This window comes from uncultured Ilumatobacter sp., from assembly GCF_963980585.1.
GTDB lineage: Bacteria > Actinomycetota > Acidimicrobiia > Acidimicrobiales > Ilumatobacteraceae > Ilumatobacter_A.
Genome location: NZ_CAXCAM010000009.1, coordinates 1 through 13,553 on the forward strand (window position 1 = coordinate 1; position 13,553 = coordinate 13,553).

A 13,553-nucleotide genomic window follows, 5' to 3' on the forward strand; every position below is an offset into this window, starting at 1 on the left:
GTGGCGCCGATCGCGTCGCCCATCAGTGGGCCGGAATCTCTCTGATCATTGCCACAAGTTAACAGCGCCGAGATGGTGAACGGGGGCCGCTGGTCTCAGTTTGGTGTTGGTCGTGTCGACCAGCACCCGTTCGATTTCGTCAAGGTCCATGAGCGCTGAGGTCAGACGGCCACGACAGGCGGAGGCTGCCAGGTGCCATCGAGTGCTTCGGGTTCAGGCCAGTAGATCCGGATCGTCAGGTACAGCGGGCCGGCGGGTGAGGGCAGCCAGTTGGCGCGGCCTTCGGCAGTGTCGGGTTTGTCGCGTTGGATATGGATCGTCAACGATCCGTCATCGCCTGCAGCGAGGCCCGGGGTTGTCGAATTGATCAGGTACCGCTCGATCGGGTTCTCGACGAGGTATCCAGCAACGCCGTCGTACGAGGTGTCGTACATCGTGACGGACCAAAACGCCCGTGCGGGAGGTGGCGTGTCGAATCGCAGCCGGTAGGACCGGTCACCTGAGAGTGGTTCACCGTCAGCGTCCTCGCGGGCAGTCGGATAAAACGCCTCGACGATGTCGTTACCGCCCCAGCCGGCCGTCGCCCCAGCCGCCCGCAACAGATAGTTGCCGGCGAAGAACTCGCGAGTGCCGAACGCCTCCACCGCCACCCACCCGTTGATCTTCTGACCCAAGGTGGCAACGAATGCGGCGATCTTTGCGCGACCGCGGTCGGCGCCATCACGGAGGGCATCGCGAACGTCGTCGTCGAGGCTGTCGACATCGAACGACAGCCCGGCGCCGACTCCGGCCGTCGCGAACCGCTCGAACATCGCGATCTCGTCGGGATGTGGTGGCTGGCACAACTCGAGCAGCGCGTTGACGTAGCCGACAAACCGTTCGTCGCGTGACGCCTCGTCGTCCCACACCGGCCAGTCAGACCCAGGCGCGGTCGGCGTCTCGGTTCCGAGGCGTTCCGAGAGCGGCTCGAGGCGATAAGCCGCCATGACTGGCCGTAACGCCTCGACATCGTCGGGGCCAAGCAGCTGGGTTCGCCCGATGATGAACACGAGATCGGTGTCGAAGTGCAAGACATCGGTGAACCCGGTCGGGACGTCGCCGGTGTACCCGGGACCGACCAGCAGATAGGACCCTGCAGCAGGTCCGGTTGCGCGGGAGCCGACGAAGTGGGGATTCGCGCCAAACAGGTCGACGAACTGCATCACGTAGTAGCGGTCGGTCACCGCTGGCACGTTGAGCACCATGGGCTCGGCCCGCAGATCGAGCGCCGCCAAGCTGTACGGCGTGTCCGCGTTCGGCGTGACGACATCTCTGAACCGGTAGTCGAGCGTCACCGGTTCGCCGTGCATCTCGTTCACCGGCCCCCGGTACGACGGCAATGGCGGCGCAAAGAACGTGGCGAACCCGTAGCGATACCCCATCAGCATCGGAAACGAAAAGATGTACGCCTCTTCTGCGATCGTCGCAATCTCTTCGGGGGACAATTGGCCTCTCCTCACGCTTGCCTCAAGATCATTTCCACCACGTTACGCGACCGGCCGGCCGCGATCAAGCCGAGCCTGACGCACGCGATCAGCGTGGGGCAGCCCAAGGAAGACCGGCAAGCATGTAGCCCACCACAGAGTCGAGCTGCGATTGGGTCGGCGAGGACCGCGAGATTGCCGAGAGCGCTGAGACCTGGCCAAGAACGAACGGGACAACAGCCGCCACCGAAGTGGCGGGTTCGAGCTCACCATCGTCAACGGCCGCTGCGACGCGCAGCTCCACGAGCGAAGCCAATCCTCCTTGCAGCCTCTGAATGGTGGCCGCGATCGGTCCGGTACTGAATCTGCCGGTCATGGCGCTGTCGCCGAGGAAGCAACCCCCCGGAAGATCATCGTCGAGGATCCGATCGACAAAGACCGCGAAGAACCCAGCGAGCGCTGCGCGGAGGGTGGCTGCTTGTTCGAGGTGTCGTTCGGCGGGTGCGATGTACGTCTGGTGGTAGGTGCCGAGGGCCGCCGCGAACACGGCCTCTTTCTCTCCGAGCGTCCGATACAGAGTCGGCTTGGTGACGCCCAGCTCGGCGGCGATCTGATCGAGGGTCGCTCCGCCGTACCCGTCATGCCAGAAGTGACGAAGAATCACGGGCATTGCGGTCTCGAGATTGAGTGCTCGTGGCCGTCCGGCAGACATTTCGTACCTTTAAGTAAAAGAAGTTCTTGACCGACGAGTGTCGGTGATTCAGTATGTCGTACTAGCGAGTACGAAATCAAGCACCGGACCCGCACCGACCTGAACCCGGAGACAACGCAGATGCCGCCCACGAAGATCCGCAGTACGAGCACCAGTGCTGCCCACGAGGTCGACTCAACGCGAGCGTGGATCGTCGTGGCCTCCGCGTTCCTCGCCATGTTCACCGTATTTGGAGTCGCCTACAGCTTCGGCGAGTTCTTCGGACCGATGGCTGACGAGTTCGGAACCAGCCGATCGGCGACCGCGCTGTTCTTTTCGATCACCACGTTCGCCTACTTCGCGATCGGCATCATCAGCGGCCGGATCGCTGATCGCATCGGCCCGCGACGTGTGATGGTTTTCGGCGCTGTTGCGATGGTCAGTGGTCTCCTGCTCACCGCCGAGGTCTCCTCGATTCGCCTCGGCTACTTCACCTACGGGCTCGGGGTCGGAATCGGTGTTGCGTGCTGTTACGTACCCATGGTCGCCGCTGTCGGCGGCTGGTTCGAACAACGACGCACCTTCGCCCTCGGCCTCGCGGTCGCAGGAATCGGAACCGGAACACTCGTGCTCGTTCCCATCATCGAGCGGCTGATCGAAGCCAACGGTTGGCGCGACGCGTATCGAGTCCTGGCAGCGGTCTCCGGAGTCTTGTTAGTCATCGCCGCGGTGGGAGCACATCGGCCCCCCGGTTCAGCCGCGGCTCCCCGACCAATCCGCGAGATCATCCGCGGGCGTCGTGACTTCTGGTTTCTCTACGCCTCCTCACTCTTCCTCGCAGCGGCGCTCTTCACGCCCTTCGTGTTCATGGCCGACTACATCGACACCACCGAAGCGTCGGGCTCCGCCGCCGTCCTCCTCGGACTCATTGGCATGGCGTCGATCATCGGCCGCCTGGGACTCGGTGCGCTCGCCGGCAGAGTGGGAATCGTTGGGCTCTACCGACTGTCGTCCCTGGGCCTCGGACTGAGTTTTCTCATCTGGATCGTTGCGGACGCGAACTACGCGCTCCTGATCGCCTTCGCGATCGTCCTCGGCGTCTCCTACGGCGGGATCATCGCACTGTCTCCAGCCGTTGTGGCCCAATTGTTCGGCACCATCGGCATGGGCGGTGTCTTGGGAGCGCTCTACACCGCCAACGGCCTCGGCGGCCTCATCGGCCCACCAACGATGGGACAAATCATCGACTCGTCAGGCCACACCGCAGCCCAATGGGCCGCCCTCGCCTCCGGTCTACTCGGGACTGCGCTGCTCTACCGGCTCAAACCCCAAGCTGGGTGACTGGCGTCCGGCGACGGGACTTCCTAGCGCCTGGCCCACCATTCGGCAGCGACCTCGGCGCCAAGTTCTGCACATTGGGCTTCGACGAATGCGTCTCGGTCCTTGGCCCTCGGGCTCGTGTAACCGGCACCGATGATTGTCTCCCCGTCGTGGCCGGCAACGTAACGACTCACCCGTTTGCCATGCTCGGAAAGCGTGGTCCAGAGGTCGTAGGGCAGACAGCGGTTGACACCCTCGCTCCGGAACCACGGGGCGAAGTACTCGATATTCGGCATCGAGCGAACATCGTCCGACAGATTCGGGGTCCCACTGTGCCAACACCGATTGTCGCGGATCACAGCCGACCCTGCTGGCGTCGGACACAACGTTGACCATTTCATCCAATCGGGCTCGTCAGCGAGCGTCGGGATGGGGTCGAGCGAGCGCTGCGTACCGGGGATCTGACGGATCGGGCCGTTTTCCCACGTCAAGTCGATCATCGGGAAGTTGATGGTGACGACCGGAACCGGCATCTGCCGAACGGACAAGTTCCCCACCGGATCGTGCGGCTCGACCCAAATGTTGTCGCTGTGGAGACCCTGATACTCAATCGCACCGGGCAACGCGAGGTCACCGCCGCCGCCGCCAACGATGTAGTCAGCCGATCCAAAGATGGCAGTGAGGATCGGTGTCGTGGTGGCGAGATCGATCACGTCGACCCATTCAGGCTCATGCAACCGATGTCTCGATGCCGACGATGAGCCGAACGAATATCGATGCGGTAGACCGCCCGCACCGCCTCCCGCCGAGGCATCGGGGTCAGCCGCAAGAATCTCATCGACGACGCGTTCGGTTGCCCGTTTGAGGTTGGCCAGTCGTCGTGCGTCGAGGGCGTCGGTGACCACGACGAACCCGTCGCGATGGAAGAGTCCAGCAGCCCGTTCGACTTGGTCAGGTGTGCACATCTCGAGCTCGGGAATCCCGTTGTTCAGCCGCAAGGTTTCTCGTAGAGCTGTGACGCCAGGATCGTCACGGCGGCGCTCCCAGCCCACACAGGTCGGGTCTCCGGCAGCGAGGTTGCGATGCTCGGGGGTGGTTTCGACGCCGGCGTACAAGTCGGGTGTCGCCAGCCCATCCGGATTGTCATTGCTCGCGGCGGTCTGGCGCGGCCGATTGACGAAGCCATTCGGCGGCACCGCCGCATTCCACCCGACGGTCGATGTCACAACGACGATTCTGTCAGCCGGAGTTCAGCCTAAGTGTAAACCTCGCCTCGGCCCTAGCCTAGATATCCTGCCGTTGCGGTCGACGGCTCGTACAGGGTCAATCAGTTCTTGCCTTCGATTGCGAGGGCTGGACCTGGGAGGCGCTGCAGCGCAGCATCTCGATACCTCGCTGTAAGACGAGACTGGGTATCAAGCGGGTTGTAGGAACCAAAGGGCCACGTCCACCACACCCCGAGACGCAGAGTTGGAACGGGTGGACCTCTTAGTCAACGAGATCGGAAGCTACCAAGGCACCGTCCAGGAAGAAGAAGGGGCGTCGTTTCTTGAGATCACCGCAGGTGGTTCGTGGCGTATCGAAGCCAACACGGTTGATCAGGCCCCCACTTTTGACGAATCGGCCACTGGTCTCGGTGACTCAGTAGTTTTAGTCACCGGGGATAGTGGCATCGCCGATATCACACACGCTGGTGACAGCAACTTTGCGGTGTTGACCTACCCACTTGCGGGCAGAAGACGGGATCTACTCGTGAACGAGATCGGCAACTACGCCGGCTCAGCTCGCTTTCCAGGACCGGCTCTTATTGAGATCACTGCAAACGGCGATTGGACTATTTCGCTGCAGTAGGAGCGTTATTCACGACAGATGACACCCGCCTGACTCACAAGCCCTATCCCGCCGGCAACGGCAGGGTCGCCGAGCCCAAAATCGTTACTGCTCACCGCCCCGACATCACGGTGCGTTTCGTCAGGCGCGACATAGAGGTCTATAAATCGCTGCTTTGGGTTGGACTAGATGTTCCAAGATCGGCTTGTTGATGTTCCAAACGTCGCTACACGCATCTGAGCTGATCAGGGGATTTAAGGTTTCGCGCCATCCCCCTTCCGGAGGGGATGGTCCGGAACGTGGCGCGAAACTCCACACACATTCTTTTCGCATCTGTAGCGAAGGCTAGCGGCACGCCTTCGGGGGCAGAGCTACCGATTTCAGGCGAATGAGACGTCGACTCTCGGTTCTAAAGCAAAGCAGGGCGCGCAAGGAATCTCCAAGAATCCCAGCTCAGCGATGTTGGACCGCGTCAAGCTGATTGGGCTGATTCGACCGTTGGACCGGCTACGGGCGACTGGTTGGTCAGGGCGGCTCAGTGCCTGGTGATGCCAACAGTCATGTCGGCTCCCGGCACGGGCACGTAAGCGCGGAGTATGGCGTAGAACGGTCGCCCGGTGGGGATGGCGTTGTGGCCCTTGCCATTGGGGCTGAGGATGATGCGGTAAGTGCCGTCGGGTTCTGGCTCAGCGCTGTAGGTGGTGCGGTCGTATACCCCGAGGTCGTTCGGGATGAGCAGTTTGGTGTCGCTGTCGTACACGGTGATCGAGAAGTAGCCGTCGCCCTTCACGATGCCCTGCGGTACGGTCAGCTCGTAGGTGTCGTTGCCGGTTAACGGTGCGCCGTCCGCGTCGGTGAGAATGGTTCCGTAGCGCACGGTGTCGCTCGGCGTCCCGAGTTGCCCGATCATCACCCCGCCGGCGAGGGTGATGTCGCCGACATCGCCTGAACACTTCCCGAACGCTTCATCGGGGTTGAGAAACGGAATGCCGGCCGCAATGATTGCCCGCCCGGCTTCTTCGACGCCTGGTGAGAATCGCTGGACGGGACGGGTCATGTCGCCGCTTCCGCCTTCCATCCGGATGCTCGGGTGGAGGGCCTGAACCTCGTCCAGGTTGTCCACGACGACCATACGAATCAAGATGAGCCCCTGATCGGTCTCAAGCTCAACGATGGTGTAGTCACCGTTGGGGACTTCTTGACCCGGCCGAATGAGCAGGATTGGGCGTGCGGGGTTGACGATCACCGCAGGGACGTTGTGGAGCATGTCGAAGACCGACACAGAGCAGAACAGCTCATATTGCGGCGCGTGGACAATGGCTGGACCGTCCGAAAGGCTGAACCAGCAGTAGCCGTAGTCGACTGTTGCCTGCGGGGTGACCACGGTGACATCGGTTGGATCGACCAGCCCAGTGAAGCTGAACGTGCCGGGTTCATGATTCTCGAGCCATATTTTCATCATCCGAACCTGTTCCCGATTCGGAAACTCTCGGATGTACGCCTCGGTGGTGTCTTGGCCGCTGAGGTTCGCTTCGTGGATCGATCTCATTGTTCTTACTTCCTCCGGTACTGAGTTGTTCGGGCCCCACAATAATGCTTGCTGTCGCATAGCCGCCCTCGCGGTCTATAAATCGCTGCCTTGGGCCGGACTAAATGCTCCAAGATCGGCTTGTTGACGTTCCAAACGCCATTACGCGCATCTGGGCTGAGCAGGGGATTTACAGTTTCGCGCCATCCCCGCCACACAGGACATCGATGTGCGGCGCTTCCGCAAGCTTGTCGAGAATGCGCGCACCGTGTTGTCATACGACCCAGTCGAAGCTCAACGATGGCTCTCGGAAGCGTTGGCACTGTGGCGAGGTCCGGCCCTTGCGGACTTCGCATTCGCGGACTTTGCTGCGTCCGAGATGCAGAGCTTGGAGGAGGAGCGGTTGGCAGCCAGCGAACTGCTCTACACCGCCGAGTTGGCTCTTGATCACCATGTCAGCGTGATTCCTCGATTGTCTTCGCTCGCCACCGAGCATCCATATCGCGAGAAGCTGCACGCGTTGTTGATCACCGCGCTCTACCGGTCGGGACGGCAGGCCGACGCCCTCGAAGTATCCCAGGATCTTCGTCGGCGACTGCGTGACGAACTCGGCCTCGATCCATCACCCGAAATTGTTGCCCTGGAATCCGACGTGCTGCTCCAGAGCGCGTCGCTGCTGCCGTCGTCGGTCTTGGACCAGGACAGCTTCGAACACCGAACGACGTCGGCGCCTGTCCCGACCGGATCAGCACGACGTCTCGGCAACCTGCCGCTCGCCCTTGACTCGTTCGTCGGACGCGAGAGCGAGCTGGACGAGATCCAGGGGCTCATCGGGCAGCACCGCCTGGTGATGCTGGCCGGTCCGGGCGGGACTGGGAAGACGCGTCTCGCCGTGGAGGCGACGCGGCCGCTGACGGACCGCTTCGCCGATGGGGCCTGGTTCATCGCTCTCGCATCCGTCGGCTCGTCAGGACTCGTCGCCACCGCCATGGCGGAACCGTTCGGGCTCCGGCCGACTGAGCTCGACGTCGACGACCTGCTCGTACAACACCTCCGCGACCGTCAGGCCCTGCTCGTCGTCGACAACTGCGAGCACGTGCTGGACGGAGCGGCCGAGATGGTGCGTCGAATCCTCGAGGCGGCACCCGAGGTCACCATCGTCGCGACGTCGCGGGAACCGATGGGGCTGTCCGGCGAGGCAGTCCTCCGGGTACCCACCCTCGGGCTCGAAGCGACCGGACCTGGTCGGTCTCCGGCCGTCGAGCTGTTCGTCGAGCGGGCCGAAACGGCCCGGGTCGGCTGGTCGCCGAACGACGAGGATCTCGCCGCTATCGAGATGATCTGTGATCGGTTGGCCGGCATCCCGCTCGGGATAGAGCTCGTGGCGGCACGAATCCGCAGCATGACGCCGATCGAGATCCTGGAGGTGCTCGACACGTCGGGCACCAGCCGGTTCGCCTCGACCAAGTCAGAGTTCGAACGCAACCGGACGCTCGATGCGACGATCGACTGGTCGTTCCAGTTGCTTGGCGGGCCCGAACGACGCGTGTTCCGGCGACTGGCATTGTTCGCCGGGACGTTCGACCTGGCTGCCGCCCAATCAGTCTGCACCTGCAGCGAAATCGAACAACTCAAGGCGGCAGAGAGCATCGATGCACTCGTGGACCAGTCGTTGGTCGTCGCCGAGCACGATGCCGACGGGACCCGCTTCCGGCTGCTGGAACCGATCCGCCAGTGGGCGCTGGAGCGGCTTGCTGAGGTCGGCGAGCTCGACGAGATCCGGCGTCGACACGCCGACTGGTACACCGACCTGATCGACCGCCTGGCACCATTGACGATGGGGCACGAGCAGGCCTCGGCCTTCCGCAGAATCCGTGCCGAGTACCCGAACATCCGGTTGGCCTTCGAGACCCTCGTCGAGTGCGATGAGCCCGACGGCTACCTCGATCTGGCCTTCGGCCTGTACTGGTTCTGGGCCCACGAGGGCCTGCACCTCGAGGCGTGCGAGAGGTGTCTGCGGGGGCTCGATCTGGCCGCAGGGTCGAGCGCCGATCTCCAGCGCCAGGCTCGGGTTGCGTTGGTGGGCACCAATTGCGGCGCGTGGACCCGGCTGCCCGCAGCGCTCAACATTGCCGACCGATTCGATGCGTTGGCGTCAGAGCTCGGGACGGATCACGCCATGGGCTGGGCCCTGCTGATGCGGGGCGCTGTGACACTCAATCTCGAAGGTGCCGAGAACGGCCGCGCCGGCGCCTTCCTCGAGGCAGCGCGGGAACGGCTGGATGCTCGAAATGAGCAGACCTGGTTCGATCCGCGTTGGGAGCGCGCGATCCATCTCGTCATGTATGCAGCGACGCTTCCCACCGGGCCGGCTCGGGTCGAGGAGTTCGAAGAGGCAGCCGACCTCTTCGAGACCCTCGGGGACTCCGCCGGGCTGGCCATGCACTATTCCCAGAGTCTGCAACTCGTCGAGTGGCTCGGCGAGGAGCGAACGGCGGATCTCATGCACAAGGGCATGTCCGTCGTCACGTCGCCCAGCTGGGCTTCTCTCTGCCAGTCCCGGGCCGGCCTCTTGCATCAGCGACGAGGGGATCACATCGCAGCCGTCGTGGATCTCGACGCAGCACTCCGCTTCAAGATCGACATCTTGGGGACCATGTACGGCCCGGATGCCCGGTCGCTCGCGGTCTCGCTCGGGGAGATCGGCCGCCTGCGAGAAGCAGAACAGTTGATGTTGGAGGTGATCGATGTCGGACTGCAGGACGTCAACGAGACCGAATCGCTCTACACGCTCGCCGCGTTGGCGTCCCTCCTGGTGATGCGGAGCGACAACGAGCTCGCCGCCCAGGCGCTCGGCCGAGCAGGTGGTCAACACGATCACTTCGTCACGCATCCGAACCGGACCAGAGAACGTCTGGTCGAGCGGCTGGGCGAGCAAGCCGTCGTCGTTGTCGAGGAGAAGGGCGCGCATCTCGACACAACCGTCTTGCTCGAGCGCATCCGCTCGGCGCTCACCCGCTAGCGGAAGTTCGACGTGTCAGTCGATGTACTCGACTCCCATGTCGTTCAGCTTCTGACGCAGCCCGTACACGTCGACACCGAGTTCGCCGGACTCAAGCGTCACGCGCATCTTCTCTTCCCTCGCCAGCCGTGCATCTGACCGCTCCAGCGCCCAGGCTGCGTCAGCTCGTTCGACGATGACCACGCCGTCGTCGTCAGCGCACACCACGTCGCCCGGCTGCACCGTGACTCCACCCAAGATGACCGGAACGTTGACCGAACCCGGGGAGTTCTTGACCGTGCCCTGACACGACACGTGCTGGGCCCACACCGGAAAGCCCATTGACCGCAGATCAGCGGTATCACGAACCCCAGCATCGATGATCAGGCCGCGCACGCCGCGCGCCATGAGTGACGTGGCCAGGAGGTCTCCGAACATGCCGTGCGTCGACGGCGCGGTGTTGGCAACGACGAGGACATCACCGGGCTGACACATCTCGACCGCAGCGTGGATCATGATGTTGTCGCCCGGATGGCTGAGCACGGTGACCGCCGACCCGGCGATCTTCGTGTCGAGTTGGATCGGCTTGAGGTGCGGCCCGACGTATCCCACGCGACCGATCGCTTCGTGCACGGTTGCCGTGCCCGCCACAGCCAATCGGTCGATCACCGACGAATCAGCCCGATCGATGTTGCGGACGATGACGTGCTTGTTCATGAGGCGACTCCCGTGGTCGTCAGCCGCGGGTACACCCTGCGGACGTTGCCGTCGAAAATTTTGGTCCGTTGCTCAATTGTGAGATTGGCGCGATCGATGTAGCGCTTCGTGTCGTCGTAGTACTCACCGGTATCGGGGTCCTTTCCCTTGACCGCGCCGACCATTTCGGAACCGAAGAGGATGTTGTCGGTCGGCACAACGTCGACGAGCAGGTCGATGCCCGGCTGGTGGTACACGCATGTGTCGAAGAAAATGTTGGCCATCAATTCGTCGAGCAGTTGCCATGTCGTGCCGCCCTCGGCGTGATGTCCTTCGGCCATCCCCTTGAATCGACCCCAGTGGTACGGAACCGCTCCACCTCCGTGCGGGATCACCCACCGCATCGATGGGAAGTCACGGAACAGTCCTGACGTCATCGCTTGGACGAACGCTGTGGTGTCGGCCCCGAGGTAGTGCGAACTCGTGAAGTGGAAATTCGGGTTACAGGTGGCGCTGACGTGCACCATGGCCGGCACATCGAGCTCACACATCGCCGCAAACAGCGGATGCCAGTACGGATCAAACAACGGCGGCCCAGTCCAATGCCCACCCGACGGATCCGGGTTGAGGTTGCAACCGATGAACCCCATCTCCTCGACGCAACGTCGCAGCTCGCGCACCGACGATTCGACGCCGATCCCTGGCGACTGCGGGAGCTGACAGACCGGGGCGAAGTTGTCTGGATACAGATCACACACTCGCCAGATCAGATCGTTGCAGTGCTCAGTCCAGTTTCGACTGGTGTGCTCGTTGCCAATGTGGTGGCCCATCCACGAGGCCCTCGGCGAGAAGAGCGTCAGGTCGATGCCGCGCTCGCGTTGCAACCGCAGCTGGTTGTCTTCGAGGCTCTCCCTCAGCTCCTCGTCAGAGATCGAGAGTTGCCCGCGCTCACCGACGTGGCCCGAATCGACGTCGAGCGCGGCGCGCTGGGCATCACGGTACTCACCGAGCTGTGGCGGCGCGGTCGTGTAATGACCGTGGCAGTCGATGATCATCGTGGCGTCATCATGGTGGTCCTCTTGCCGGAGTGTCAACAATCCGTGAGACTCTCCGCGTGACACTGCGAACCCAGGTGGCCATCATCGGTGCCGGCCCAGCCGGGTCGCTGCTTTCCCACCTCCTGCACCGGTCGGGCATTGACTCGATCGTCGTCGAACGGTCCAGTCGAAACCACGTCCTGGACCGAATCCGAGCAGGCGTACTCGAATGGGGGTCGGTCGAAGTACTCCGCGCCGCCGGACTTGACGCGCGGATGGATGCCGAGGGCCATGTCCACGACGGAGCAGCACTGGTGTGGGGTGGACGCGAAGCGTTCTTCATCGACATCAACCGTCACGTTGGTTCCCACTTCATGTCATACGGACAGACCAAGATGCAGGAGGACCTGTACGCAGCAGCCGACGTTCGCCATGCCGCGATTGTCTTCGAAGCCGCCAACGTCGAAGTCCACGATCCGCTGAGTGACCGTCCGAGCATCACCTTCGACGTGGGAGGCATCGCCGAGCGGGTCGATGCGGACTACGTCGTGGGCTGCGACGGATACCACGGCGCTGCACGCCCCGCGATCCCTGACACTGTGCTGCGGACCTTTGAAAAGGAGTACCCGTTCGGCTGGCTCGGAATCATGTCCGAGACGCCGCCACTCCCCGACCTCGTGTACGCGAACCACGCGAACGGCTTCGCCCTGGCGAGCCAACGCAACCCGATGCTGAGCCGGTACTACGTGCAGTGCTCACTCGACGATGACCTTGCCGACTGGTCCGACGACCGCTTCTGGTCAGAGCTGACAACCCGGCTCGGATCCACTGTTGGCGGCCAGGTCGTGACCGGCCCATCGATCGAAAAGTCCATCGCCCCGCTCCGCAGCTTCGTCGCTGAACCCATGCGATACGGCAACTTGTTCATCGCCGGCGACGCTGCACACATCGTTCCACCAACTGGCGCCAAAGGCCTGAACCTTGCAATCTCGGACGTGCACTATCTGTCGCGGGCGCTCACTGCGCATTACGACGGTGGCGATGACGAGTATCTCGACCGCTACTCCGAGATGGCACTCCGGCGAGTGTGGAGCGCGGTTCGATTCTCATGGTGGATGACCACGTTGCTGCACCGTTTCCCTGAACAAACTGCATTCGATCAGCGGGCCCAAGAGGCTGAACTTGACTATTTGGCGTCGTCGATGCATGCCCAGGCCGCAATGGCAGAGCAGTACGCAGGCTTGCCGTTCGAATCCTGACCGGAACTCATTGCCGTTCCTAGGCTGACTGGATGCTCGTCTTCGTCGACTATGAACACGCCGACGGCTTCGAACGCGAGCACGGCCCGAAGATGCTGGCCGGCCGGACAAGCATCACGTACCGGTTGGAGGATCTCGCCGGCACGCACTGTCACCTCGTCCGCTACGACCGCGTCGACCAGGATCTGCTGGACAAGATCGGGGCGACCGCGATCTTCATCAGCGGGAACTCGTTTGCACCCGACGACTACGACCCACACGCACTCGCGCCAATCCATGCAATCATCCGCGAGACCGAGCTGCCGGTCTTCGGGTTCTGCGGCGGTTTCCAGCTCATTGCCCAAGCGCTGGGCGCCGACATCGTCGCGCTCCCCGCCCCTGACGGCCCCTCGGACGACCCCTCGTTGGTCACGACCAAGGATGGTCGGCCGTTCGAATTTGGGTACCACCCCGTCGAACTATCTGTCGAGAACTCAGGCCATCCATTGCTGGCTGGCCTCGGCAAACAGCCCATCTTCCGGCACGCACACGGGCTTCATGTTCCCGAGCTTCCTGACGGATTCGCCAACCTGGCGTCAACCGCAGCGACGCCGATCCAGATGGCCGTTCACGACGAGCGGCCGATGGTGGGTACGCAGTTTCACCCGGAGTACTGGACCGAAGAACACCCAGATGGCCGGACGGTCATCGCCAACTTCCTCGCGTGGTCCGGGTGGTCTCCGACCTGA

11 protein-coding genes are annotated in these 13,553 nt (G+C 62.9%); 5 read left to right on the forward strand and 6 right to left on the reverse strand.

Features of this window, described 5'->3' with window-relative positions:
* Positions 1-161: 161 nt before the first annotated feature.
* Positions 162-1,499: a DUF1254 domain-containing protein gene (locus tag ACH2DW_RS04550; protein WP_394928531.1), complete on the reverse strand. Its 1,338-nt coding sequence runs from the start codon at positions 1,497-1,499 to the stop codon at positions 162-164.
* Between the two features lie 73 nt (positions 1,500-1,572).
* Entirely contained in the window at positions 1,573-2,175 is a 603-nt protein-coding gene (locus ACH2DW_RS04555; RefSeq protein ID WP_394928532.1) for a TetR/AcrR family transcriptional regulator, read from the reverse strand.
* Positions 2,176-2,295: 120 nt separating this feature from the next.
* Between ACH2DW_RS04555 and ACH2DW_RS04560 the strand changes: the two genes are divergently transcribed.
* The gene (locus ACH2DW_RS04560; protein WP_394928533.1) at positions 2,296-3,495 is read left to right on the forward strand and encodes an MFS transporter; all 1,200 of its coding nucleotides are present in this window, start codon (positions 2,296-2,298) and stop codon (positions 3,493-3,495) included.
* A gap of 23 nt (positions 3,496-3,518) precedes the next feature.
* On the opposite strand, the gene ACH2DW_RS04565 is transcribed toward ACH2DW_RS04560, so the two are convergent.
* Complete coding sequence (locus tag ACH2DW_RS04565; RefSeq protein WP_394928534.1) at positions 3,519-4,700, reverse strand: phytanoyl-CoA dioxygenase family protein; 1,182 nt, start codon at positions 4,698-4,700, stop codon at positions 3,519-3,521.
* A 253-nt stretch (positions 4,701-4,953) separates the two neighbouring features.
* Between ACH2DW_RS04565 and ACH2DW_RS04570 the strand changes: the two genes are divergently transcribed.
* The gene (locus tag ACH2DW_RS04570; protein ID WP_394928535.1) at positions 4,954-5,325 is read left to right on the forward strand and encodes a hypothetical protein; all 372 of its coding nucleotides are present in this window, start codon (positions 4,954-4,956) and stop codon (positions 5,323-5,325) included.
* 514 nt (positions 5,326-5,839) lie between these two features.
* Here ACH2DW_RS04570 and ACH2DW_RS04575 read toward each other — a convergent pair.
* Positions 5,840-6,853: a DUF1214 domain-containing protein gene (locus ACH2DW_RS04575; RefSeq protein ID WP_394928536.1), complete on the reverse strand. Its 1,014-nt coding sequence runs from the start codon at positions 6,851-6,853 to the stop codon at positions 5,840-5,842.
* A 208-nt stretch (positions 6,854-7,061) separates the two neighbouring features.
* Between ACH2DW_RS04575 and ACH2DW_RS04580 the strand changes: the two genes are divergently transcribed.
* Positions 7,062-9,854, forward strand: a complete 2,793-nt coding sequence (locus tag ACH2DW_RS04580; RefSeq protein ID WP_394928537.1) for an ATP-binding protein — start codon at positions 7,062-7,064, stop codon at positions 9,852-9,854.
* Positions 9,855-9,869: 15 nt separating this feature from the next.
* Here ACH2DW_RS04580 and ACH2DW_RS04585 read toward each other — a convergent pair whose 3' ends face one another.
* Both ACH2DW_RS04585 and ACH2DW_RS04590 read right to left on the reverse strand, forming a co-directional pair.
* Complete coding sequence (locus ACH2DW_RS04585) at positions 9,870-10,550, reverse strand: 4-carboxy-4-hydroxy-2-oxoadipate aldolase/oxaloacetate decarboxylase (protein WP_394928538.1); 681 nt, start codon at positions 10,548-10,550, stop codon at positions 9,870-9,872.
* The gene (locus ACH2DW_RS04590) at positions 10,547-11,584 is read right to left on the reverse strand and encodes an amidohydrolase family protein (protein WP_394928605.1); all 1,038 of its coding nucleotides are present in this window, start codon (positions 11,582-11,584) and stop codon (positions 10,547-10,549) included. The genes ACH2DW_RS04585 and ACH2DW_RS04590 overlap by 4 nt, the downstream gene beginning before the upstream one ends.
* A 65-nt stretch (positions 11,585-11,649) precedes the next feature.
* On the opposite strand from ACH2DW_RS04590, the gene pobA reads away from it, so the two are divergent.
* Both pobA and ACH2DW_RS04600 read left to right on the forward strand, forming a co-directional pair.
* Positions 11,650-12,825: a 4-hydroxybenzoate 3-monooxygenase gene (gene pobA, locus ACH2DW_RS04595; protein WP_394928606.1), complete on the forward strand. Its 1,176-nt coding sequence runs from the start codon at positions 11,650-11,652 to the stop codon at positions 12,823-12,825.
* Between the two features lie 32 nt (positions 12,826-12,857).
* Complete coding sequence (locus tag ACH2DW_RS04600; protein WP_394928539.1) at positions 12,858-13,553, forward strand: type 1 glutamine amidotransferase; 696 nt, start codon at positions 12,858-12,860, stop codon at positions 13,551-13,553.